Consider the following 22,056-nt stretch of genomic DNA (forward strand, 5'->3'; position numbering starts at 1 on the left):
TCGAGATTCCGGGTTCGCCCTTCGGGCGCCCCGGAATGACAGCGACAAATGGAAACGACCGCATGAGCCGAGCCGCGACCAACCTGCAAATCGATTCTGCCCGCCTGTGGGGCTCCATCCACGAGACCGCGCAATTCGGCGCGACGGCCAAGGGCGGCGTGCGGCGGCTGACGTTGAGCCGTGAAGACAAGCAGGTGCGCGATTGGTTCCGCAAGGCCTGCGAGGATGCCGGACTGGAAGTCCACGTCGACGCGCTCGGATCACAGTTCGGCCTGCGCAAAGGCCGCGACATGTCGAAGCTGCCCGTCGGCATCGGCTCGCATCTCGACACCCAGCCGACCGGCGGCAAGTATGACGGCATCCTGGGGACGCTCGGCGCGCTGGAGGTGATCCGCACGCTGAATGATGCCGGCATCGAGACCGAGGCGCCGATCTGCATCGTGAACTGGACCAACGAGGAAGGCTCGCGCTTCGCACCTGCGATGATGGCCTCTGCCGCCTATGTCGGCGACTTCACCACCGACGACATTTTGTCGCGCAAGGACGCCGAGGGCACCACCGTCGGCCAGGCGCTCGACGGCATCGGCTATCGCGGCGACAAGCCGGTCGGCTTCCAGAAGCTCGGCTGCTTCGTCGAGCTGCACATCGAGCAGGGGCCGATCCTCGAAGCGGAAGGCAAAACCATCGGCGTGGTCGATTCCGGCCAGGGCGTGCTCTGGTACGACGGCAAGATCTCCGGCTTCGAGAGCCATGCGGGCTCCACGCCGATGCCGCTGCGGCGCGATGCGCTGGCGACCTTGTCCGAAATCGTGCTGGCGATGGAGTCGATTGCGAGGAAGCACGGACCGAACGCAGTCGGCACCATCGGCGAGGCCGTCATCGCCAATCCCTCGCGCAACGTCATTCCCGGCGAGATCGCCTTCACCATGGACTGCCGCAGTGCCGACGGCGCCATCATGGACGCGCTCGACCGCGATCTGCGAGCCGCGATTGCCGAGATCGCGGCTCGCCGCAAGGTCGAGGTCAAGATCGATCTGGTCTGGCGCAAGCCGCCGACGCATTTCGATCCGAAGCTGATTGCTGCCGTCGAGAACGCCGCCAAGACGCTCGGCTATTCCTCGCGCCGCATCACCTCCGGCGCCGGCCACGACGCCTGCAACCTCAACACGATCATGCCGGCGGCGATGGTGTTCGTGCCCTGCAAGGACGGCATCAGCCACAACGAGCTGGAGGATGCGACGCAGGGCGACTGCGCCGCGGGCACCAACGTCCTCATGCATACCGTGCTGGCGATCGCCGGCGTCGCATCCTGAGCGGAGAGAACCATGCGCGGAGTTTTCGTCGACGCCAATGAATCGCTTGCCGTGATCATGGAGCGGCTGGAGAAGCCCGGTGATCCCAAGGTGCGGATCAACAGGAATCCCGACATCACGCCCGAGCAATATCCGGAAGTGCTCGACGGCGCAGAGATCGCGATCGTCGACCACACCGCGCTGCCGACCGAGGTCGCGAAGAAATGCACCGGCCTGAAGCACGTCGTGTTCCTCGGCACCGGCGCGCGCAGCTACATGAATCCGGAAGAGCTCGCCGAGCTCGGCATTTCCGTGCATCTGATCAAGGGCTACGGCGACACCGCGGTTGCGGAATCCGCGATCGCGCTGATGTGGGCGTCGGCCCGCGTCATTGCGATGATGGACCGCGAGATGCGGGCCGGCAACTGGCTGCGCGAGGACGGCATGCAGCTCACCGGCAAGACGCTCGGCCTGATCGGCTTCGGCGGCATCGCCGCGGAGGTCGCGCGCATCGCGTCCGGCAGCGGCATGAAGGTGATCGCCTGGAATCGCTCGCCGAAGAGCCACGCGAGCGTCGAGTTCACCGACCTCGACAGCGTGCTGGCGAGAAGCGATGTGGTGTCGCTGCACCTGCTGCTCAACGACGAGACGCGCGGCATGATCACGCGCGAGAAAATTTTCGCAATGAAGCGCGGCGTCATCCTCATCAACACCGCCCGCGCCGCTGTTGTCGACGAGGCCGCCATGATCGAGGCGCTGAAGTCCGGCCATATCCGCCACGCCGGCCTCGATGTCTTCAACATCGAGCCGCTGCCCGGCGATCATCCGCTGACGAAGCTGCCGAACGTGACGTTGTCGGCGCATTCGGCCTTCCGCACACCGGAGGCGAGCGAGAACCTGATTGAAGCGGCGTTGGTCCATTGCCGCCGGATCGTGAAGGGATAAGAGCAACAACAATGGCCGACTATCGCATCATCAAGGCTGAGCCGCTCACCAAGGCCATCCATGCCATCGTCAGGGCCGGCGGCTCCTCGGACCGCGAGGCCGAGCTCGTGGCCACCAATCTCGTCGAAGCTAATCTGAAGGGACACGACTCACACGGCGTCGGCATGATTCCGCGCTACGTCCAGAGCGTCACCAATGGCGGCCTCGCCGTGAACTCACACGTCAAGATCGTGCTCGACACCGGCCCGCTTCTCACCCTCGACGGCCTCACCGGCTACGGCCAGGTGATCGGCCATGAAGCGATGGAGCTCGCGGCCGAGCGCGCAAAGAAGAACGGTGTTTGCCTTGTCGGCCTCTCAAATTCGCATCACATCGGCCGCATCGGCCACTGGGCCGAGCAGTGCATCGACCACGGCCTGGTCTCGATCCACTTCGTCAACGTGATCTCGCGGCCGATCGTGGCGCCCTGGGGCGGCAGCGACGCACGCCACGGCACCAACCCGTTCTGCGTCGGCATCCCGCGCGCCGGCAAGGATCCCATTGTGCTCGACTTCGCCACCAGCAGGATCGCGCAGGGCAAGACCCGCGTCGCGCACAACAAAGGCGTCGCGCTCGAGCCCGGCACGGTCATCGACAATGAAGGCAAGCAGACGACAAACCCGCGCTACACCGTGATTCCGCCGTACGGCGCGATCCTGCCGTTCGGCGAGCACAAGGGTTCGGGGCTCGCCCTGGTGTGCGAGATCCTCGGCGGCGCGCTCTCCGGCGGGCAGGTGGTCAAGGGCCCGTCCGATGGCAAGTACAACGTCCTCAACGGCATGCTCTCGATCGTCATCGACCCCGGCAAGCTCGGCACCGGCGAGAACCTTGCACGCGAAGTTGAGAGCTTCGTGAGCTGGCACACCGGCTCGCCGCCTGCCCCCGGCGTCGACAAGGTCAGAATCGCGGGCGAGCCGGAGCGCGAGAGCAAGAAGAAACGTCTCGCCGAGGGAATCCCGGTCGACCCAACCACCTGGCAGGAGATCCTGGATGCCGGGAAGAAGTTCGGGCTGGAACAGACGGCGATCGAGAAGATCGCGAGCTGATCGGAGCGAGGCGCGTTCCTCGGCGTCGCCTCGCGCCTCATGACCAATCGCGCAAGAGAGACTGGACGGCGGCGAAGATATCGACGTGCTCGCGGCACAGGTTTGAACCGCCCCGCATGACCTTGCGACAATGCGGATATCCGATTGCATCCGCCCGAGGTTCGCATGCTCTCCCGTCTCGCAAAATTCGTGTCCGGCTCAAACCTTCCGTCGCCCGGATCCGATCTCTACCGGCAACGGCTCGCCATCTACGAGAGCGAGCTTGGCGAGCCCGAGCGCACATTCACGGACTACGCGGAGCGCCGCATCGACATCCACGCCTTCGGCCGCGATTTCGTCCCGGTCTGCCAGGAGGGCTCCGACGAAGGCTATGTCCTTCTCACCAACGGCATGAGCGAGCAACGGATGCACGGCGTCCCCGGGGACGCAAAGCCCCGGGCCGAGCTGGTACGTCCGCGAGCCGACGCAGGACGTTTGCGCCAATCTGCGCTGGCTGGCCAATCTGCCGTTCATCGACACGACCTGGTTCGGCTTCGGCCATCGCGTCGCGCTTCCGTGGCCGCCGGTTGCAGGAACGGACTTCCAGACGTTCCTGTTGCTCACACCGATCATCGGCCCCGACAAGGAGATCGCCGAAGCGCTGGAGATTGCGGGCGATCCGGTGGAGATCCTGACCGTGAACCTGATCTCGCATCAGGAGCTCGGGCTGATCAAGTCCAGGGGGCTGGATCCCTTCCTCGATCTGCTCGATGACAACGACTACCCGCCGATCTTCGATCCGGCGCGGAAGTCGTATGTGTAGTCGTAGGGTGGGTTAGCCGAGCGGATGCGCGAAGCGCATCTGCTTGGCGCAACCCACCACTTCTGTCTCTGCGGATACGAACAGTGGCGGGTTACGCCCAGCGGACCACGCTTCGCGCGGCCGCAGGGCTAACCCACCCTACGCAGGGTGCCCCGCCTCAATCCACCATATCCGCAACCGCCTTGCCGCACGCCGTCGTGTCGGCATTGCCGCCGAGATCCTTGGTGCGCAGCGTGCGTTCGGCGAGCGTGCGCTCGATCGCCTCGACGATCGACTTGCCGGCTTCCTTCTCACCGAGATGCTCGAACATCATCGCGCCGGACCAGATCATGCCGATCGGGTTGGCGATGCCCTGGCCTGCGATGTCGGGCGCCGAGCCGTGCACCGGTTCGAACACGGATGGGAAATCGCCCTCGGGGTTGATGTTGCCGGACGGAGCGATGCCGATGGTGCCGGTGCAGGCCGGGCCGAGGTCGGAGAGGATGTCGCCGAACAGGTTGGAGCCGACCACGACGTCGAACCAGTCCGGATGCAGCACGAAGTTCGCGGTGAGAATGTCGATGTGGTACTTGTCCCACTTCACGCCTGGAAACTTCTTGGCCATCGCCTCCACGCGCTCGTCCCAATAGGGCATGGTGATCGAGATTCCGTTGGACTTGGTCGCCGAGGTCAGGTGCTTCTTGGGCCGCGACTGCGCGAGCTCGAAGGCGAATTTCAGGATGCGGTCGACGCCGGTGCGGGTCATCACCGTCTGCTGCGTCACGAACTCGCGGTCGGTGTCCGGGAACATGCGGCCGCCGACCGAGGAATATTCGCCTTCGGTGTTCTCGCGCACCACCCAGAAATCGATATCGCCGGGCTTGCGCCCCGCCAGCGGCGACGGCACGCCGGGCATCAGCCGCACCGGGCGCAGGTTCACGTACTGGTCGAACTCGCGGCGGAACTTGATCAGCGAGCCCCACAGCGAGACGTGGTCCGGGATCTTGGCCGGCCAGCCGACCGCACCGAAATAGATCGCATCGTGCTTGCCGATCCTCTCCTTCCAGTCGTCGGGCATCATTTGGCCGTGCTTCTCGTAATAGTCGTAAGAGGAGAAGTCGAAATGGTCGAAATGCAGCGAGACGTTGTGCTTCTTCGCCGCCGCCTCCAAAACGCGCAGGCCCTCGGGCATCACCTCCTTGCCGATGCCGTCGCCGGGAATGACCGCGATCCGGTATTGTTTCTTGCTCATCGAGAACGTCCTTGGTTGGTCCGGCAGTCGCCGCCTTCTGACTGCACTGCAATGGACCAAACGCGGCGGCAGTGCAACGCTGCACTGCAATGTTGACCATGGCGCGGCCAAGCGCCTACTGATTTGATCCTATTCCCACGAACGAGTACCCTCATGGATCTGCATCTGCGCGGCAAGCGCGTCCTGATCACCGGCGCGTCCAAGGGCATTGGCGCAGCCGCCGCCGAGGCCTTCGCCGAGGAAGGCGCGCATCTCCTCCTCGCGGCGCGTAGCGGCGATCAACTCAAGGCGCTGGCCGACCGTTTGCGCGCCGCGCACCAGATCGACGCCACAACGAGCATCGTCGATCTGCGCAAGGAGGAGGACGTGGCCCGGCTGGCGAAGGAAGCCGCCGACATCGACGTGCTCGTCAACAACGCCGGCGACATCCCCGGCGGCTCGATCGACAAGATCGACGAGGCGACCTGGCGGCACGCCTGGGAATTGAAGGTGTTCGGCTATATCAACCTGACGCGCTACATCTACGCCCAGATGAAAGCCAGGGGTGGCGGCGTCATCGTCAACGACATCGGCGCGGCCGGCGAGAAGTTCGACGCCAACTACATCTGCGGCAGCGCCGGCAATGCCGCGCTGATGGCGTTCACACGGGCGCTCGGCGGCAAGAGCCTGGCCGACAACATCCGCGTGGTCGGCATCAATCCCGGCCCCGTCGGCACCGACCGCCACGTCACCCTGCTGAAGACGCGGGCCAAGCACCAGTTCGGCGACGAGAGCCGCTACAAGGAATTCCAGAAGAGCCTGCCGCTCGGCCGTCCCGCGCATGCGCGCGAGATCGGCGACCTCATGGCGTTCCTGGCCTCGGATCGCGCCGGCTATACGTCGGGGGTGATCTATACCGTTGACGGCGGCATCAGCGCCGGGTGGGGTTAACTCTATTCTCGTCATTGCGAGCGCAGCGAAGCAATCCAGGATCTTGCCGCAGTGACAGTCTGGATTGCTTCGCTGCGCTCGCAATGACGACACAACAAGCACTGGAGTAAGATAGTTGTCTCAAGACCTGATCCGCGAAACCGCCTGCACCGTCGTCGACAAGCTGCGCTCCGGCGACGTCTCGCCGCTCGAGCTCTTGGACGTGCTGGAGAAGCGCATCAAGGAGGTCGACGGCAAGGTCAACGCGCTGCCGACGCTGTGCTTCGATCGCGCTCGGGAGAGTGCGAAGACATTGATGCAGAAGCCGGCCGGCGCGCGCGGGCTGCTCGCCGGCCTGCCGGTGCCAATCAAGGATCTGACCGACGTTGCAGGCGTGTTGAACACGCAGGGCTCGCCGATCTTCAAGGACAACATCCCCGCGAAGTCCGACCTCATGGTCGAGAACCTCGAGGCCAACGGCGCGGTCGTCTACGCCAAGTCGAACACGCCGGAGTTCGGGGCCGGTGCCAACACGTTCAACGAGGTGTTCGGCGCGACGCTCAATCCCTGGGACACGACGAAATCGGCCGCGGGCTCCTCCGGCGGCGCGGCGGTGGCGCTGGCGACCGGCATGGCCTGGCTCGCCCAAGGCTCCGACATGGGCGGATCCTTGCGCAGCCCCGCGGCCTTCTGCGGCGTCGTTGGCATGCGGCCGAGCATCGGCCGCGTCGCGCATACCCCAAAGTCCGGCATCGATCGCAATCTCGGCGTGGTCGGCCCGATGGCGCGCAACGTCGAGGATCTCGCGCTGCTGCTGGATGCCATGAGCGGCGACTATGCCGACGATCCGTTGTCGCTGCCGGCTCCCGCAACCTCGTTCCTGTCGGCGGCCCAGGCGGGCAAGCGGCCGAGGCGCATCGCCTATTCGCCCGATCTAGGCATCACCCCGGTCGATCCCGAAGTGAAGGCGATCACACGAAAGGCCGCCGAACGTTTCGCCGAAGCCGGCGCCATCGTCGAGGAGGCGCATCCGGACTGGCGCGAGGCGCATGAATGCTTCCACGTGCTGCGCGCCTTCGATTTTGCGATCACCAAGGCCAATCTGCTGCGCACCAAGCGCGACCTGCTCAAGCCCGAGGTGATCTGGAACATCGAGGAAGGCCTCAAGCTCACGGTCGAGCAGCTCGCGCGCGCCGAGGCGCAGCGCGTCGGCATGACGGCGCGGGCGATCGAGTTCTTCAAGAGCTACGATCTGTTGCTGACGCCGACCACGATCGTTCCGCCCTTCCCGATCGAGCATCGCTATGTCGCCGAATGCGCCGGCAAGAGGTTCGAAAACTACGTCGAGTGGCTCGGCATCGTCTACGCCATCACGCTGGCCTGCTGCCCGTCTCTCTCCCTGCCCTGCGGCTTCACGGCTTCGGGCCTGCCGGTCGGCGTGCAGGTAGTCGGCGCGCCGCGCGCCGACGCGCAGGTGATCGCCGGAGCGAAGGTGCTGGAAGACATTCTGGGCCTGCGCGGCACGACGCCGATCTATCCGAAGGTGAAGGACTGAGCTCCGCGCCTGCGCAGTCGTTCGCCGGAGGGGCGTTCTCGCTCGGCGGCGGCAACATACCGAGGCGCGGCTTGCCGCGGCCGACCTGCGTCTCGGAGAAAGGTTGATCCATGAGCACTCGCACCAGCCGTGTGCTACATCGCTCACTGCGCGAAACGCCACCCAAGGCGATCGGCGGCGAGGGCATTTATCTCTTCGCCGAGGACGGACGCCGCATCATCGATGCCTCCGGTGGCGCGGCGGTCTCCTGCCTCGGCCACCAGCACCCGCGCGTCATCGCGGCGATGGCAAATCAGGCGTCCACCCTCGCCTACGCGCACACGGCTTTCTTCTCCTCCGAGCCGGCTGAAGCACTGGCCGAAAAGCTGGTCGGACACGAGCCCGGCGGGCTCGCCTACGCCTATTTCGTCAGCGGCGGATCGGAGGCAATCGAAGCCAGCATCAAGCTGGCGCGGCAATATTTCATCGAGCGCGGCGAGCCGCAGCGGCAGCATTTCATCGCGCGGCGACAGAGCTATCACGGCAACACGCTCGGCGCGCTTGCCGCCGGCGGCAACGCCTGGCGCCGCGCGCCCTATGCGCCGCTGCTGTCGACCGCTTTCAGCCACGTCACGCCGGCCTTCACCTATCACGAGAAGCGCGAGGGCGAGTCGGATGCGCAGTTTGTGGCGCGCCTCGCCACCGAGCTCGAAGCCGAGTTCCAGCGGCTCGGCCCCGACACCGTCGCGGCCTTCCTCGCCGAGCCCGTCGTCGGCGCCACCGCCGGCGCCGTGACCGCACCGGACGGCTACTTCAAAGCGGTGCGCGAGGTCTGCGACCGCCACGGTGCACTGCTCATTCTCGACGAGGTCATGTGCGGCATGGGCCGCACCGGCACGACGCATGCCTGGGAGCAGGAGCGCGTCGCGCCCGATATTCAGGCGATCGCCAAGGGGCTTGGCGGCGGCTATCAGCCGATCGGTGCCATGCTCGTCAGCGGCAGGATCATCGACACCATCCGCGCGGGCTCGGGCGCGTTCCTGCACGGTCACACCTATCTCGCACACCCCCTCGCCTGCGCGGCCGCGCTCGCGGTGCAGGACGTCATCCGGGAGGACGGCCTGCTCGCCCGCGTGAAGGAGCGCGGCAAGCAGCTCGAGCAGCGCCTGATCGAGCGCTTCGGCAATCATCGCCATGTCGGCGACATCAGGGGACGCGGCCTGTTCTGGGCAATCGAGCTCGTCGCCGACCGCGCCGACCGAACCTCGTTCGATCCGGCGCTCAAGCTGAACCAGAAGATCAAGGCCGAGGCGTTTGCGCATGGGCTCGGCTGCTATCCCGGGGGTGGCACCGTGGACGGTGTCCGCGGCGATCACGTGCTGCTGGCGCCGCCCTACATCACCTCGGCTCGCGAGATCGACCTGATCGTCGACAAGCTGGGAACCGCCGTCGATAACGTATTACGCAGTGTCGACGAATGAGGGGCGGCGCGCACCGTTTCGTCGACCGGAACGTAGCACTTCGCGATGCACAGCGTCTCAAAAGTGCGAGACCTTCCATGCGCAATGACGTTCCATGACGACGCCCCCTCGCATCGCCCTTATCCACGCCCTCAAGCATTCCATCGCCCCGATCGAGGCAGCGTTTGCGCAGGCGTGGCCCGAGGCGCGACTGATGAACCTGCTTGACGACAGTCTCTCGGCGGATCTCGCCCGCGACGGGCAACTCAACAATGCCATGACGGAACGGTTCCTCGCGCTCGGCGACTACGCGGCGGCGACGGGAGCGGATGGAATCCTGTTCACCTGCTCCGCCTTCGGCCCGTGCATCGAGGCCGTCGCGCGCGCGCATGCGCCGATGCCCGTGCTGAAGCCGAACGAGGCCATGATTGAGAGGGCGGTGACCATGGGCCGACGCATCGGCCTGCTCTCGAGCTTTCCGCCGACGCTGGCGTCGATGCCGCCCGAGTTTCCCGCCTCCGTCGAGGTGGTGCCGAAGCTCGCCGACGGCGCGCTGGCCGCGCTCGACCGCGGCGACCGCGCCACGCATGACCAGCTGATCGCGGAGGCCTCACGGAGCTTGCGCGATTGCGACGTCATCGCGCTGGCGCAATTCAGCATCGCCGCGACGGCGCCGCTGGTCGCGGAGGCCACCGGCCGCCCTGTCGTGACCACGCCGGACAGCGCGGTCGAAAAGCTGATGAAGCTGCTGAAGGCGAAGCCCTAAGCGCCGGCCTTGGTCCGACGCCGCGCATCCTTGATCGCGATCGCAAGCGCAGCCTTCGTCTCGTTGACGAAATCCTCGACCAGTTCCTCGCGCGTGGCATGCGCCGCCTCGCCGGTGAAGAGGCCCTGCTCGGCCAGCATCACCACCCCATGCAGCGCCGCCCAGATCTTGAGCGCCTGCCGTTCGCGCAAATAACCCACGGCGGGCGCTTCCAGAGCTTCGATGACGAGCGCAAAGGTCTCCCGCGTCGCCTCGTGCAGCTCGCTGCCCTTGACCGCGCAGGACACCGTGCGCGAGGCGAACATCAGGCGGTAGATGCCATTCCGGCGCAAGCCGAAATTGAGCGTCGCCTGTGCGAGCCGCGAGAGCTTCGATTGCTGCGACGGCTTTGCCATCGCTTCGCGCAAGAGCGCCGAGAGCTGCCGGAATGCTTGCGCGGTGACGGCGGCGAGCAGCGCCTCGCGGTCGGCAAAATGCCGGTATGGCGCCGGCTGCGAGACCCCGAGCTTCTTGGCAAGCGCCTTGATGCTGATGGCCTCCGCGCCGCCCCGCTCTGCCTCTTGCAGCGCGGCCTCGATCAACGCATCGCGGAGATCGCCATGGTGGTAGGTCTTCTCGGGCTTGCGGGCTGGTCGTGAGCGCATGTCGGGGCGAAGCCTATAAGTTTGCGCTTGACAGGGGAAGCCCGCCGCGAATGTAATAGCATATAACTTAAATAAAGCTGGGATGAGGAAACGCGCCGCCTTCGGGCCCTCGCGCGCACACGACCAAGGAAGCCGAGAATGGCAGAGCGACTGAAGGTTCACGTCGATCCCGACAAATGCCAGGGTCATGCCCGCTGCAAGGCGCTCGCGCCGGAGCTTTTCGAACTCGACGAATACGGCAACGCGCACGAAGCTGGTGACGGCACCGTCCCGCCAGGACTCGAGGACAAGGCCTGGCTTGCGAAATCCAACTGCCCGGAAATCGCAATCGATGTGATCGAGGAATAGTGCGGCCGTTGCCGCCCCGCATGCGTTCAGCGAATACGAGCCAAGGGATTCCCAGCATGTCCGACGTCGACCAGCCTGTCGCCCATCCGCCCGTCACCGACTGGGTCCATGATTTCGACCACACCGATCCGCAATGGACCGAGGACCCGTTCCCGATCTGGGACGAGCTGCGGGCCATAAGTCCCGTGGTGCACACCGAACGCTTCCTCGGCTGCTATTTGCCGACGACCTATGAGGCCGTGCGCGAGATCGCCAACGACACCGAGCACTTCTCCTCCCGCCGCATCATCGTCCGCGACGTACGGCCGGAAATCACCAGCCGGAACGCAGCCCCGCCGATCACCTCCGATCCGCCCGAGCACAAACCGGCCAAGCAATTGCTGCTGCCGCCGTTCACCCCGGACGCGATGAAGAAGCTCGAGCCGCGCGTCCGCGCCATCTGCAACGAGCTGATCGACGACTTCATCGCCGAGCAGAGGGTGGACGCTGCGGCGCGCTACACCAAGCACATCCCGGTCCGGGCGATCGCGCACATGCTCGGCATCCCCGAGAGCGACAGCGACCTTTTCATCAATTGGATCCACATGATCCTCGAGCTCGGCATCAGGGACGAGAGCAAGCTGCTCCAGGCCGTGCAGGAGATGACGGCCTATTTCGGCGGCCATATCGAAGCGCGCAAGAGCAAGCCCACCGACGATCTGATCTCCTACCTGATGAACGCCAGGGACAAGAACGGCAATCCGCTCGAGGACACCCATGTGATGGGCTCGCTGCGCCTGCTGCTGATCGCCGGCATCGACACCACCTGGAGCGCGATCGGCTCCTCGCTCTGGCATCTTGCGAAGACGCCGGCCGACCGCGAGCGGCTGATCGCCGAGCCCGGACTGATCCCGACAGCCGTGGAGGAGCTGCTGCGCGCCTATTCGCCGGTGACGATGGCGCGTGAAGTGGTCAAGGAGACCACGGTATCCGGCTGTCCGGTCAAGCCGGGCAACATGGTGCTGCTGTCGTTCCCGGCAGCCAACCGCGACCCCAAGATGTTTCCGGACGCTGACAAAGTCGTGATCGACCGGCGCGAGAACCGCCATGCGGCCTTCGGCCTCGGCATCCACCGCTGCGTCGGTTCCAACCTCGCGCGCATGGAAATGCAGGTGGCGCTGGAGGAATGGCTGAAGCGGATTCCCGACTTCCGGCTCGATCCGGCAGGTACGGTGACTTGGTCGCAAGGAACGGTGCGCGGCCCCCGCCAGTTGCCATTTTTGCTCGGAAAGGCGATGTAAGGCCTTCCCAAAGGAAGCGGACAGGCCTTTCATGGCGTGCGCAACACCAAGCACGCCTCAGCCATGCATCGCCACCAGCACAGGCCATGACCGACGAGACGCCATCCGACAGCAAGCTGACGCGCACCAAGGAGAAGTGGGCGCGCGAGGGCCGCTTTCTCACCGGCAAGATTACACGCCCGGAGGATCAAAGGCTTCCACCCGGGCAGCATCTCACCAAGGACTGGCCGGTGCTTGATCTCGGGGTCACGCCGCCGGTCTCGCGCGAGCGCTGGCGGCTCGACGTCTATGGCGCGGTCGAGACCCCCGTTTTCTGGACCTTTGCCGAATTCGCCGCGCAGAAGCAGTCCCAGTTCACCTCGGACATCCATTGCGTCACGACCTGGTCGCGCTATGACAACGAATGGGAAGGGCTCGCCACGCGTGAGCTGCTGGCGGCCTGCCAGCCGCGCGAGGATGCCCGCTTCGTCGTGCTGCATTCCTATGACGGTTACACCACCAATCTCGCGCTGGAGGATTTTGCCGCCGAGGACGCGCTGCTCGCCCACACCTGGTCCGGCCAGCCGCTGACGGACGAGCATGGCGGCCCGGTGCGACTGGTCGTACCGCACCTCTATTTCTGGAAGAGCGCGAAATGGCTCCAGGCCATCGAATTCCTGACCGAGGACGCGCCGGGCTTCTGGGAAGTCCGCGGCTATCATAACCGCGGTGATCCCTGGGCCGAGCAGCGCTATTCGGGCGATTAGGTTCGAGCAAGACGGGGGGAAGCCCATGCCGACGGAACGCTTTCAATTCACCGGCGAAGGCGGCCACCAGCTCGCGGCCGCGCTGGAGCTGCCTGACGGCGAGCCCGCGGCGTTCGCGCTGTTCGCGCACTGCTTCACCTGCGGCAAGGACACGCTGGCCGCCAAGCGCATCTCGGTCGCGCTCGCTGCCAAGGGCATCGCGGTGCTGCGCTTCGACTTCACCGGGCTTGGTTCCAGTGGCGGCGATTTCGCCAATTCGACGTTCTCCTCCAACGTCGCCGATCTCGTCCGCGCCGCCGATCATTTGCGCGAGACCCGCAAGGCACCCTCGATCCTGATCGGCCATAGCCTGGGTGGCGCCGCGATCCTCGCCGCTGCCGGACGGATTCCCGAGGCGAGAGCGGTGGCCACCATCGCGGCGCCCTCGGATCCCGCTCACGTCACCGGCCTGTTCCGGGAGCATCTCGACAACATCCGCGCGCAGGGCGAGGTCGAAGTGTCGCTCGCGGGACGCCCGTTCCGGATCAAGCGCGAATTCCTCGACGACATCGCCGAGCACGAGCTGATGAAGGACGTCACCGGCCTGCACAAGGCGCTGCTGGTGATGCATTCGCCCGTTGACGACACCGTCGGCATCGACAACGCAACGAAGCTCTTCGTCGCGGCAAGACATCCCAAGAGCTTCGTCTCGCTCGACCACGCCGATCATCTTCTGACCAAGCCTGCCGACGCGCTCTACACGGCCGACATGATCGTGGCCTGGGCCAGCCGTTACGTCGATGCAGCGACGCCCGCGAAGGCGATGGATCTGCCGGAGGAGCCGCGCAAGGTCGTCGTGCAGGAGACCCGCAAGAGCACGTTCAACCAGACCATCATTGTCGGCCCGCATCATCTGGTGGCGGACGAGCCCATTGCGGCCGGCGGCGCGGATGCCGGGCCCGGCCCGTACGATTTCCTGCTCGCCGGCTTAGGTGCCTGCACCTCGATGACTATGCGTCTCTATGCCGACCGCAAGTCGCTGCCGCTCGACCGCGTCACGGTCACGCTGAAGCATTCCAAGATCTACGCCAAGGATTGTGCGGAGTGCGAGACACGCGAGGGCATGCTCGACCAGATCGAGCGCGACATCGCGATCGACGGCGCGCTCGATGCCGAGCAGCGCAAGAAGCTGATGGAGATCGCCGACAAATGCCCGGTGCACCGGACGCTGACGTCGGAGATCCGGATCGTGACGAAGGCCGTCGGGTAGCGCCTAAGCGGATTGGCTTTAAGTTGAATAGACCGCCCGCGGGCTCGTTCGAACCTCTCCCGCTTGCGGGAGAGGTCGGCGCGAAGCGCCGGGTGAGGGTTCTCTCCACATGGGGATTCTCGCTTGCGGAGACACCCTCTCCCCACCCCTCTCCCGCAAGCGGGAGAGGGAGCGCACCTCCTTCGTTGCCGCATCGAGCCTTATCTCCATGCTCTAAAAGCACGACGCCATCGTGCGCACGGCCGCGCTGATCTCGTTTTCGCGCCACGCCGCAAAGCCGAGCAGCAGGCCGTGATCGCGCGGGCGGCCGAGCGCAAGGCTGGACAGAGCTCGCGTTTCGACGCCCGCAGCGACCAGTCGCTTGACTGCAGCCTGATCGGCCCGACCGCGCTTGAGGCGGGCGACGAGTTGGATACCGCCGGGGGGCACCTCGACCGAGAGCATGCCACCGAGATGCCGCTGCAGCTCCTCGACGAGGTGATCGCGGCGCGCGTGATAGAGCCGGCGCATCCGGCGCAGATGCGCGAGGAAGTGCCCATCGGCGATGAATTCGGCCAGTGCCTCCTGGATGTGGCTGGCGGCGATCAGTCCCATGTGCTGCTGCGCAATCTCCAAGGTGCTGACCAGCGCCGCCGGCGCGACCAGATAGCCGAGCCGGATGTCCGACCTCATCGCCTTCGAGAATGTGCCGACATAGAACACACGGCCATGGGCATCTAACCCCTGCAAGGCCGGCACCGGCCGGCTGTCGTAGTGGAATTCGCCGTCGTAATCGTCCTCGACGATCCAGGTCCTGCCGGGCCGGCTTGCCGCGAGAAACTCGGTTCGGCGGGCTAACGACATCAATCGGCCGGTTGGGTGCTGATGCGAGGGCGTCATGAAGATCAGCCTAGGAGCTCCAAGGCCTGGCATTCGCTGCATGCCCTGTTCGTCCAGCCTGATGCCGGTCAGGCGCGCGCCGGATGCGTGAAAGGCAGCCGCCGCCCCGGGATAGCCTGGGTCTTCAACCCATACATGATCGCCCGGCGAAATGAGTGTGGCAGCAATCAAGGTCAGCGCGGCCTGCGCGCTCGGCAGGATCATGATCTGCTCCGCCGTGGCGCGGACGTCCCGGTTCGTCGCCAGATAATGCGTCAGCGCCTCCCGCAGGCGCAGCCGGTTGACCGGTCCCAGCTCGCGCCTGCCTGCATGCACGGCACTGCGGCGCAGGCAGCGTGCCCAGACCTCGTTCGGAAACTCCCTGAAATCGCCCAGCCCCGGGCGCAGCGGTTTGAGCTCCCCCCGGTAAGACATCGGCCAGTCGGCCTGCTGGAGCTTCGTAGCCCAAGGCGAGAGCTGCAGTTTGCCGACGCATTCGCCCGCTGCGACGGCGCCCCGTTCGATGCGTTCGTGGCCGTCGATCATGACCACGGGACGGCGGCCATGAGACGCTGCGACATATCCCTCGGCCGCGAGCTGCTCGAACGCGTATGTGACGGTGTTGCGCGAGACGCCGAGATCGCTCGCAAGCTGTCGGCTCGACGGCAGCACGCGGCCTTTGCCGAGGCGGCCGGTCGCGATCAGGCCTCGCAGCTGGCTCGTCAGTTGCGCCACCAGCCCCTGGCCATCGGTCCGTTTCAGCTCGATCAACGCGGAGATCGTGGTGTCGGATACTGGCACTCTCTTCTTCTCCAATCTGGCACTTTTTCAAATGCCAGTCGGGATGCTATCCGGCGGCTCGGACTGCTTCAAGGACCTGCGACATGAACACCCTGTCACCCCGTGCGGCCATCGGCCTGTTCCTCATCGTGGTGCTGGCCTGGGGCGTGAATTGGTCGGTGACCAAGCAGCTCGTGCAGTTCGTCCCGCCGTTGTGGAGCGCGGCAATCCGGAGTTGGATCGCGCTGGCTGGATTGTTCGTGCTGCTCGGACTGAGCAACAATCTCGTGATCCCGGAGCGACGCGACTTTCCCGTGATTCTGAGCGTGGCGCTGCTGCATATGACGCTGTTCTCGATCCTGGTTGCCAGCGGCCTTCGCTTCCTGCCCGCAAGCAAGGGGATCGTGCTCGGCTACACCACGCCGCTCTGGGTCGCACTCGCCGCGCCCCTTTTCGGCAAGGACACGCTGACGGCGCCGAAGCTCGCCGGCGCTCTGCTCGGGCTGATCGGCCTTGCCGTCATCCTGAATCCATCCTCGATCGACTGGACCAACCCAAACGTGCTGCTCGGCGCCGGCATGGTCATCCTGGCCGCGATCTCTTGGGCTGCGAACATCATCTATATCCGCGCGCATCGCTGGATCGGATCTCCGCTTCAGCTTTTGCTTTGGCAGGTGCTCGTGGCAACGATCGTGCTGTCGGTCGGCGCGGCAGCTGTGGATGGCCTCCCGCATGTGGAGTGGTCGTGGAGGCTCGTACTGTTGTTTCTCTATTCGGGCCTGGTCGGAACGGTCCTGGCTTATTGGGCGATGTCGATGGTCAACAAGAGCATCTCAGCCCTGACGACGTCGCTCGGCACCACCGGGACACCGCTGGTCGGCATCGCCAGCGCTGCGATCCTTCTGGGTGAACCCATCGACGCGAGCCTTGCCGTCGCGGCCGCGCTGATCGTCTCCGGCATCGGCCTTGCGACGCTAGGCGATCGGTTATTGCGCAGTCAGGCCACCGCGAGAGGCTGAACCCGCAGAAACCCGCGCAGGCCCGCCGCGGTGCCGAGCAGGATGCCGGCGACCGCGACAAACGAGCCCAGCGCGAGCGTAGACACGCCCGTGAGCCCCTGCCCGATCGAGCAGCCGAACGCCATCACGCCGCCGATCCCCATCAGCGCGGCACCGGTCCCTGAGCGGAGCATGTGGCGCGGCGAGGAATAGCCTTCGAGCTTGAAGCGGCCTGTTGCGAGTGCCGTAACCAGACTGCCGGCGAAGACGCCGGCCACCGTCGCGATGCCGAAGTTGAGCGTCAGCCCGGTCGAGAGCATGGCGTATTGCAGGCTATCGGCGATCGGCGCGACGAACGTAAGGGAGGTCACGGGGACCGGATTGAAGTCGTCGGCACCGAGATAGCCGGTGGCCAGCCAGCCGCCGGCGACGAGGAGGCCCACGATGATGCCCGCTACGACCTGGCCGGGCGAGCGACGGAACGCAGGATGCGCGAAAGCGAACAGGCTCAACGCGACGGTTGTCGCGGCCGCGGCGAGCGCGCGCGAAAGCGATTCCGTGAAGCCGAGCGTCGCCAGCAAGGACGGCAGCGAGTTGGCAGGAGCCGTGACTTGCGTTGCCTGCACCAGCGCAATGCGCGCCGGTGCGATGAGGCCCTTCAGCGTCATCTGCGCGGCAATCGCGAGCACGATCACGACGACGAAGGAGCGGAGATTGCCGCGGCCGAGCAGCACCAGCGCCCGCGAGCCGCAGCCGTTCGAAAGCACCATGCCGTAGCCGAACAGCAGGCCGCCGAGGAACAGCACCGCCGGCGAAAACGATTGCTGCAAATAGATCGACTTGCCGAGATCGACCGTGCCGCTGCTGGCGAGGAACTGGCTCGCAGCGATCGCAACAGCGATTGCGAGCGCGTAGGTCCGCACCAGCCGCACGTCGCCCTCCGCCAGAAACCCGCGCATGCTGCTCATCAGGCAGAAACCACTGAGCAGGCCAACGGCGCCGTAGACGAGACCGATGGCAAGGCCGGCGAGGATAACGAGTTGCGTGGATTCCATGGTTACGGCTTCAGGATCACCCGGTCACGTGACGAGCCGGCGACCGCAACATACGCTTCCTTCGCGCGCTCCAGCGGATAGATCGCATTCGCCTTGATCGGAAACGGCTTCAGATGGCCGCTGGCAAAACCCGGCCCGAGATCGCGCAGCACCGCGCCCGTCGCAGCCGACGATAGACCCAGCGTGTCGATGCCGACATAAGTGTGCTGACCCCGATAGAATTCGAGGATGTTGAACTGCACGATGCGGTCGATCGCGGCGATCAGGATCTGGCGGCCGCGAAGCGCGAGCGATTTGTGCGCGGCCTGGAAATAGGGATCGCCGACCGTATTGAAGACGATGTCGGCACCCTTGCCGCCGGTCAATTCGCGCACGCGCGCGGCAACGTCGATGACGGAGGCGTCGATCACCTCGATGGGCGCGTTGGTGTGGCCTTCATAGGCTTCCGCCCTGCGCACCACGCCGACCACGCGCGCGCCCTGCCAGGTGGCGATCTGCACCGCGGCCTGGCCGACCTTGCCGTTGACGCCGAACACCAGAACGGTCTCGCCGCTCTTCGGCAAGCCGGCGCGGCGAAAGCCTTCCATCGCGGTGACGAAGGGCACGCCGATGCCGGCGGCCTCCTCCCAGGACAGTGTCTTGGGCTTCTCCACGACCGCATCGGCTTCGACCATGAGATGGCTCGCATGGGTGCCGTCACGGCGGATACCGAGATCGCCGGACGAGCCGAACACTTCGCGCCCCATTGTGCCCGCGGGCCCGTCGATCACCACGCCGGCATAGTCGCGGCCGGGAGTCCGCGGGAACACCGCATAGGGCATCAGCCCGGTCGCGGCCTTGACGTCGGACGGATTGACCGCGGCAGCCTTCACCTCGATCAGAAGATCGTTCGGCCCGCGCGCAAGCATCTGCCGCTCAATTGTCGGCGCAAGCGCAGCGGCATTTTCAGCTTTGGCGCTGAGGCGCACACAGCGTGCTTCGACGGTTTTGGCATCGGCTGACATGAAAAGACCCGCGATTTCCCGCGGGCCTTGTCGCCCCTGGGGCCGGTCGAGTCAATCCGTCCGGTCAGTCCTTTGGCCGCTTGTCGAAGAGCCGCTTGGCCTTGCCGAGCGAGCGCTCCAGCGTGGCCGGCGCAACCACCTGCACCCTGGAGCTGACGCCGATCGTATTCTTGATGTGAGTCGAAATCCGATCCGCATGGTCGACGAGGCCGCGGCCGTCCCAGCTCTCGGGCCGCGCCTCGGCGATGATGGTGAGCTCGTCCATGCGGCCTTCCCGGGTGAGCTCGAGGATGAAATGGCCGCCGCACCAGTCGGTCGCGAGCAGCACCTCCTCGATCTGGGTCGGGAACAGATTGACGCCGCGCAGGATGATCATGTCGTCCGAGCGCCCGGTCACCTTCTCCATCCGCCGCATGCCCGGCCGTGCCGTGCCCGGCAGCAGCCGCGTCAGGTCGCGGGTGCGATAGCGGATCACCGGAAAGGCTTCCTTGGTGAGCGAGGTGAAGACCAGCTCGCCCTTCTCGCCGTCGGGCAGCACCGCGCCGGTCTCGGGGTCGATCACTTCCGGGTAGAAATGATCCTCCCAGATGTGCAGGCCGTCCTTGGTCTCGATGCATTCCTGAGCGACGCCCGGGCCGATCACCTCGGACAGGCCATAGATGTCGGTCGCATCCATGTCGAAGGCGTCCTCGATCTCGGCGCGCATCGCGTTGGTCCAGGGTTCCGCGCCGAAGATGCCGATCTTGAGCGAACACTGGCGCGGATCAAGCTTCTGGCGCTTGAACTCGTCGAGGATCGCCAACATGTAGCTCGGCGTCACCGTGATGATGTCGGGCCGGAAATCGTTGATGAGCTGCACCTGCCGCTCGGTCATGCCCCCGGAGATCGGCACTACGGTGCAGCCAAGCTTCTCGGCGCCGTAGTGCACGCCGAGACCGCCGGTGAAGAGTCCATAGCCATACGCATTGTGGATGATCATGCCGGTGCGGCCGCCGGCGGCGCGGATCGAGCGCGCCATCACCTCGGACCAGGTGTCGATATCGCGCTGCGTATAGCCGACCACGATCGGCTTTCCGGTCGTTCCGGATGAAGCATGCACCCGCACGAGCTTCTCGCGCGGCACGGCGAACATGTTGAAGGGATAATTGTCGCGCAGGTCCGTCTTGACCGTGAACGGGAATTTGGCGAGATCAGAGAGCTCGCGAAAGTCGGACGGATGCACGCCCGCTTTGTCGAAAGCCTTGCGGTAATGCGCGACGTTGTCGTAGGCGTGCTTCAGCGACCACGCCAACCGCTGCTTCTGCAGCGCCATGATCTCGCCGCGCGAGGCGCGCTCATGCGCATCCATCTCGGCGCTATAGGCGTTGCCACCTTCCTTGAGCCTCGTCAGAGCCATCCTCGTTTCCCCACATTGTCTGTTCTTTTGTGTTTGTTCTTATTGATCTTGCGCCGGCAGCCAATTGCCGGGAATGACCCGCGAATGTCCGCGGAATTCCGCGATGACGACCTCGCCCGCCGTGACACGCACATCGTAGATGCCGGAGCGGCCGCCGCGCGTGATCTCCCGCGCCTTGGCAATGAGACGATCGCCAAGCTTGCCCGGCTTGATGAACGTGATCTGGCCCTGTGCCGCGACGACGCGCTCATTGTGCGAGTTGCAGGCGAACGCAAAAGCGGAATCGGCCAGCGTGAAGATAAAGCCGCCATGGGCGATGCGCTGGCCATTGACCATATCAGGCCGCACCGTCATGGCGAGCGTCGCAAAGCCCGGGCCGATCTCGACGATCTCCATACCGAGACCTTTGGAGGCATCGTCCTCGGCCCACATCGCATCGGCGCAGGCACGGGCAATATCCTCAGGCGACAGGGCGGCTTTGACGTTCACGCGCTTCTCCCGGCCAGACGGTTGCTCATGATGTTCTGCTGCTTGGCCAAAACTGTCAAATAATGCGACGCGTTTGCATTGCGGAGCCGCGGAACGCCCGATCAGACATGATCATAGTCGACCACGACCCGCTCTGTGGACGGCTTGGCCTGGCAGGTGAGAACAAAGCCGGCCTCGAGCTCCCACGGTTCCAGCGAATAGTTGATGTCCATCGGCGCCTCGCCCTCGACCAGTTTTGCGCGGCAGGTCGAGCACATGCCGCCCTTGCAGGCAAAGGGCAGATCGACACCGGCGCGCAGGGCGGCATCGAGGATGGCCTCGTCCTCGGCGACCGGCACGTCGCGGCGCTTGCCGTCGATGATCAGCGAGGCGACCGCCTTCGGCGGCGCGTCGGGCGCAACCGCCCGCTTCGGCCGCGGCTTGCCGCCGAACTCGGAGACGAAGCGCTCGACATGGATGCGCTCGTCCGCGATGCCGAGATCGCGGCAGGTCGCCTCGATCTCCTCGCTCATGCCAAGAGGACCGCAGATGAAGACGTGATCGACGCTTGACGCCGGCACCAGCGCGCGGAGCAGCACCCTCACCTTGTCGCCGTCGAGCCGGCCATGCAGGATCGGGATGTCCTGCTCCTCGCCGGAGAGCACGTAAAAGATCGAAAGGCGATCGATGAAGCGGTCCTTCAGCTCCTCGAGCGCTTCGAGGAACATGATGTTGTCGGTGGTGCGGTTGCCGTAGAACAGAAAGAAGCGGCTGCCCGGCTCGCGCGCGAGCACGCCCTTGACGATCGACAGGATCGGCGTGATGCCGGAGCCGGCGGCGAAGCCGACATGAACACGCGCACGATCTGCCGGGGGGACGACGCCGAAACGGCCCGTCGGCGTCATCACGTCGAGCTCGTCGCCGCATTTGAGATCTTCGGCGGCCCAGCTCGAAAACGCCCCGCCATCGACCTTCTTCACCGCGATACGGATCTCGCCGTCGTCGGGGCCGGAGCAGATCGAATAGGAGCGGCGCACCTCTTCGCCGTCGAGCGTGGCGCGCAACGTCAGATACTGGCCGGGCGTAAAGGCGTAATCGCCGGCGAGTTCATTGGGGATGGCGAAGGTCATCGACACGGCGTCCGTAGCCTCGCGACGGAGGTCCCTGACGGCGAGACGATGGAAGCGCGGTGCGGCTGCGGACATG

At 65.5% G+C, this 22,056-nt stretch carries 21 protein-coding genes; 13 read left to right on the plus strand and 8 right to left on the minus strand.

All coding sequences use genetic code 11. The annotated features are described in order from the left end of the window. Nucleotides 1-62 precede the first annotated feature (62 nt). The 4 genes from ACM43_RS31460 to ACM43_RS31475 all read left to right on the plus strand — a co-directional run bounded on the left by ACM43_RS31460 (nucleotide 63) and on the right by ACM43_RS31475 (nucleotide 4,124). Nucleotides 63-1,313 carry a Zn-dependent hydrolase gene (locus ACM43_RS31460; RefSeq protein WP_271545344.1) on the plus strand — a complete coding sequence of 417 codons (1,251 nt, stop codon included), beginning with the start codon at nucleotides 63-65 and terminating at the stop codon, nucleotides 1,311-1,313. A 12-nt stretch (nucleotides 1,314-1,325) separates the two neighbouring features. Further along, nucleotides 1,326-2,237, plus strand: coding sequence for an NAD(P)-dependent oxidoreductase (locus tag ACM43_RS31465; RefSeq protein WP_271545345.1), 912 nt, complete (start codon nucleotides 1,326-1,328; stop codon nucleotides 2,235-2,237). An 11-nt stretch (nucleotides 2,238-2,248) separates the two neighbouring features. Further along, nucleotides 2,249-3,322: a malate/lactate/ureidoglycolate dehydrogenase gene (locus ACM43_RS31470; protein WP_271545346.1), complete on the plus strand. Its 1,074-nt coding sequence runs from the start codon at nucleotides 2,249-2,251 to the stop codon at nucleotides 3,320-3,322. Between the two features lie 511 nt (nucleotides 3,323-3,833). After that, on the plus strand, nucleotides 3,834-4,124 hold the full coding sequence (locus ACM43_RS31475) for a suppressor of fused domain protein (RefSeq protein WP_271545664.1): 291 nt from the start codon (nucleotides 3,834-3,836) through the stop codon (nucleotides 4,122-4,124). 157 nt (nucleotides 4,125-4,281) lie between these two features. On the opposite strand, the gene ACM43_RS31480 is transcribed toward ACM43_RS31475, so the two are convergent. After that, on the minus strand, nucleotides 4,282-5,355 hold the full coding sequence (locus tag ACM43_RS31480) for a tartrate dehydrogenase (RefSeq protein WP_157281186.1): 1,074 nt from the start codon (nucleotides 5,353-5,355) through the stop codon (nucleotides 4,282-4,284). 153 nt (nucleotides 5,356-5,508) lie between these two features. Here ACM43_RS31480 and ACM43_RS31485 point away from each other — a divergent pair, with 153 nt between their 5' ends. The 4 genes from ACM43_RS31485 to ACM43_RS31500 all read left to right on the plus strand — a co-directional run bounded on the left by ACM43_RS31485 (nucleotide 5,509) and on the right by ACM43_RS31500 (nucleotide 10,024). Further along, nucleotides 5,509-6,285 (plus strand): SDR family oxidoreductase, encoded by a 777-nt coding sequence (locus ACM43_RS31485; protein ID WP_157281184.1) that lies wholly within the window; start codon nucleotides 5,509-5,511, stop codon nucleotides 6,283-6,285. A gap of 115 nt (nucleotides 6,286-6,400) precedes the next feature. Beyond that, entirely contained in the window at nucleotides 6,401-7,819 is a 1,419-nt protein-coding gene (locus ACM43_RS31490) for an amidase (RefSeq protein WP_271545347.1), read from the plus strand. Nucleotides 7,820-7,929: 110 nt separating this feature from the next. After that, nucleotides 7,930-9,279, plus strand: coding sequence for an aspartate aminotransferase family protein (locus tag ACM43_RS31495; RefSeq protein WP_271545348.1), 1,350 nt, complete (start codon nucleotides 7,930-7,932; stop codon nucleotides 9,277-9,279). 94 nt (nucleotides 9,280-9,373) lie between these two features. Then, nucleotides 9,374-10,024 (plus strand): aspartate/glutamate racemase family protein, encoded by a 651-nt coding sequence (locus tag ACM43_RS31500; protein ID WP_271545349.1) that lies wholly within the window; start codon nucleotides 9,374-9,376, stop codon nucleotides 10,022-10,024. Here the strand turns inward: ACM43_RS31500 and ACM43_RS31505 are convergent. After that, the gene (locus ACM43_RS31505) at nucleotides 10,021-10,668 is read right to left on the minus strand and encodes a TetR/AcrR family transcriptional regulator (RefSeq protein ID WP_271545350.1); all 648 of its coding nucleotides are present in this window, start codon (nucleotides 10,666-10,668) and stop codon (nucleotides 10,021-10,023) included. The genes ACM43_RS31500 and ACM43_RS31505 overlap by 4 nt on opposite strands. Nucleotides 10,669-10,806: 138 nt before the next feature. Here ACM43_RS31505 and ACM43_RS31510 point away from each other — a divergent pair, with 138 nt between their 5' ends. The 4 genes from ACM43_RS31510 (at nucleotide 10,807) to ACM43_RS31525 (ending at nucleotide 14,291) form a co-directional block, all read left to right on the plus strand. After that, nucleotides 10,807-11,016, plus strand: coding sequence for a ferredoxin (locus tag ACM43_RS31510; RefSeq protein WP_018648108.1), 210 nt, complete (start codon nucleotides 10,807-10,809; stop codon nucleotides 11,014-11,016). 56 nt (nucleotides 11,017-11,072) lie between these two features. Continuing rightward, nucleotides 11,073-12,296, plus strand: a complete 1,224-nt coding sequence (locus ACM43_RS31515; protein WP_271545351.1) for a cytochrome P450 — start codon at nucleotides 11,073-11,075, stop codon at nucleotides 12,294-12,296. An 86-nt stretch (nucleotides 12,297-12,382) separates the two neighbouring features. After that, on the plus strand, nucleotides 12,383-13,042 hold the full coding sequence (locus ACM43_RS31520) for a sulfite oxidase-like oxidoreductase (RefSeq protein WP_271545352.1): 660 nt from the start codon (nucleotides 12,383-12,385) through the stop codon (nucleotides 13,040-13,042). 25 nt (nucleotides 13,043-13,067) lie between these two features. After that, entirely contained in the window at nucleotides 13,068-14,291 is a 1,224-nt protein-coding gene (locus ACM43_RS31525; protein WP_271545353.1) for a bifunctional alpha/beta hydrolase/OsmC family protein, read from the plus strand. A gap of 213 nt (nucleotides 14,292-14,504) precedes the next feature. On the opposite strand, the gene pdxR is transcribed toward ACM43_RS31525, so the two are convergent. Beyond that, the gene (gene pdxR, locus ACM43_RS31530) at nucleotides 14,505-15,950 is read right to left on the minus strand and encodes a MocR-like pyridoxine biosynthesis transcription factor PdxR (protein WP_271545354.1); all 1,446 of its coding nucleotides are present in this window, start codon (nucleotides 15,948-15,950) and stop codon (nucleotides 14,505-14,507) included. An 83-nt stretch (nucleotides 15,951-16,033) separates the two neighbouring features. Between pdxR and ACM43_RS31535 the strand changes: the two genes are divergently transcribed. Next, entirely contained in the window at nucleotides 16,034-16,948 is a 915-nt protein-coding gene (locus tag ACM43_RS31535; RefSeq protein ID WP_271545355.1) for a DMT family transporter, read from the plus strand. Here the strand turns inward: ACM43_RS31535 and ACM43_RS31540 are convergent. From ACM43_RS31540 to paaE, 5 genes are all read right to left on the minus strand, one after another. Beyond that, the gene (locus ACM43_RS31540; protein WP_271545356.1) at nucleotides 16,927-17,982 is read right to left on the minus strand and encodes a YeeE/YedE family protein; all 1,056 of its coding nucleotides are present in this window, start codon (nucleotides 17,980-17,982) and stop codon (nucleotides 16,927-16,929) included. The two genes, ACM43_RS31535 and ACM43_RS31540, sit on opposite strands and share 22 nt — an antisense overlap. Nucleotides 17,983-17,984: 2 nt before the next feature. Further along, the gene (locus ACM43_RS31545; protein ID WP_271545357.1) at nucleotides 17,985-18,986 is read right to left on the minus strand and encodes a quinone oxidoreductase family protein; all 1,002 of its coding nucleotides are present in this window, start codon (nucleotides 18,984-18,986) and stop codon (nucleotides 17,985-17,987) included. Nucleotides 18,987-19,050: 64 nt separating this feature from the next. Beyond that, a complete protein-coding gene (gene paaK / locus ACM43_RS31550) occupies nucleotides 19,051-20,382 on the minus strand; it encodes a phenylacetate--CoA ligase PaaK (RefSeq protein WP_271545358.1) in 1,332 nt (443 codons plus the stop codon). A gap of 39 nt (nucleotides 20,383-20,421) precedes the next feature. Further along, complete coding sequence (gene paaI, locus ACM43_RS31555) at nucleotides 20,422-20,871, minus strand: hydroxyphenylacetyl-CoA thioesterase PaaI (RefSeq protein WP_271545359.1); 450 nt, start codon at nucleotides 20,869-20,871, stop codon at nucleotides 20,422-20,424. 101 nt (nucleotides 20,872-20,972) lie between these two features. Further along, complete coding sequence (paaE, locus tag ACM43_RS31560; RefSeq protein WP_271545360.1) at nucleotides 20,973-22,055, minus strand: 1,2-phenylacetyl-CoA epoxidase subunit PaaE; 1,083 nt, start codon at nucleotides 22,053-22,055, stop codon at nucleotides 20,973-20,975. Nucleotide 22,056 lies beyond the last annotated feature (1 nt).

This window comes from Bradyrhizobium sp. CCBAU 45321 (assembly GCF_028128975.1).
Lineage (GTDB): Bacteria > Pseudomonadota > Alphaproteobacteria > Rhizobiales > Xanthobacteraceae > Bradyrhizobium > Bradyrhizobium yuanmingense.

What these genes read in the sequence shown, in the direction of transcription:
- ACM43_RS31460 (WP_271545344.1), top strand. Translation starts at nt 63, where the DNA reads ATGAGCCGAGCCGCGACCAACCTGCAAATCGATTCTGCCCGCCTGTGG.
- ACM43_RS31465 (WP_271545345.1), top strand. Translation starts at nt 1,326, where the DNA reads ATGCGCGGAGTTTTCGTCGACGCCAATGAATCGCTTGCCGTGATCATG.
- ACM43_RS31470 (WP_271545346.1), top strand. Translation starts at nt 2,249, where the DNA reads ATGGCCGACTATCGCATCATCAAGGCTGAGCCGCTCACCAAGGCCATC.
- ACM43_RS31480 (WP_157281186.1), bottom strand. Translation starts at nt 5,355, where the DNA reads ATGAGCAAGAAACAATACCGGATCGCGGTCATTCCCGGCGACGGCATC.
- ACM43_RS31485 (WP_157281184.1), top strand. Translation starts at nt 5,509, where the DNA reads ATGGATCTGCATCTGCGCGGCAAGCGCGTCCTGATCACCGGCGCGTCC.
- ACM43_RS31495 (WP_271545348.1), top strand. Translation starts at nt 7,930, where the DNA reads ATGAGCACTCGCACCAGCCGTGTGCTACATCGCTCACTGCGCGAAACG.
- ACM43_RS31500 (WP_271545349.1), top strand. Translation starts at nt 9,374, where the DNA reads ATGACGACGCCCCCTCGCATCGCCCTTATCCACGCCCTCAAGCATTCC.
- ACM43_RS31505 (WP_271545350.1), bottom strand. Translation starts at nt 10,668, where the DNA reads ATGCGCTCACGACCAGCCCGCAAGCCCGAGAAGACCTACCACCATGGC.
- ACM43_RS31510 (WP_018648108.1), top strand. Translation starts at nt 10,807, where the DNA reads ATGGCAGAGCGACTGAAGGTTCACGTCGATCCCGACAAATGCCAGGGT.
- ACM43_RS31515 (WP_271545351.1), top strand. Translation starts at nt 11,073, where the DNA reads ATGTCCGACGTCGACCAGCCTGTCGCCCATCCGCCCGTCACCGACTGG.
- ACM43_RS31520 (WP_271545352.1), top strand. Translation starts at nt 12,383, where the DNA reads ATGACCGACGAGACGCCATCCGACAGCAAGCTGACGCGCACCAAGGAG.
- ACM43_RS31525 (WP_271545353.1), top strand. Translation starts at nt 13,068, where the DNA reads ATGCCGACGGAACGCTTTCAATTCACCGGCGAAGGCGGCCACCAGCTC.
- ACM43_RS31535 (WP_271545355.1), top strand. Translation starts at nt 16,034, where the DNA reads ATGAACACCCTGTCACCCCGTGCGGCCATCGGCCTGTTCCTCATCGTG.
- ACM43_RS31540 (WP_271545356.1), bottom strand. Translation starts at nt 17,982, where the DNA reads ATGGAATCCACGCAACTCGTTATCCTCGCCGGCCTTGCCATCGGTCTC.
- ACM43_RS31545 (WP_271545357.1), bottom strand. Translation starts at nt 18,986, where the DNA reads ATGTCAGCCGATGCCAAAACCGTCGAAGCACGCTGTGTGCGCCTCAGC.
- paaK (WP_271545358.1), bottom strand. Translation starts at nt 20,382, where the DNA reads ATGGCTCTGACGAGGCTCAAGGAAGGTGGCAACGCCTATAGCGCCGAG.
- paaE (WP_271545360.1), bottom strand. Translation starts at nt 22,055, where the DNA reads ATGTCCGCAGCCGCACCGCGCTTCCATCGTCTCGCCGTCAGGGACCTC.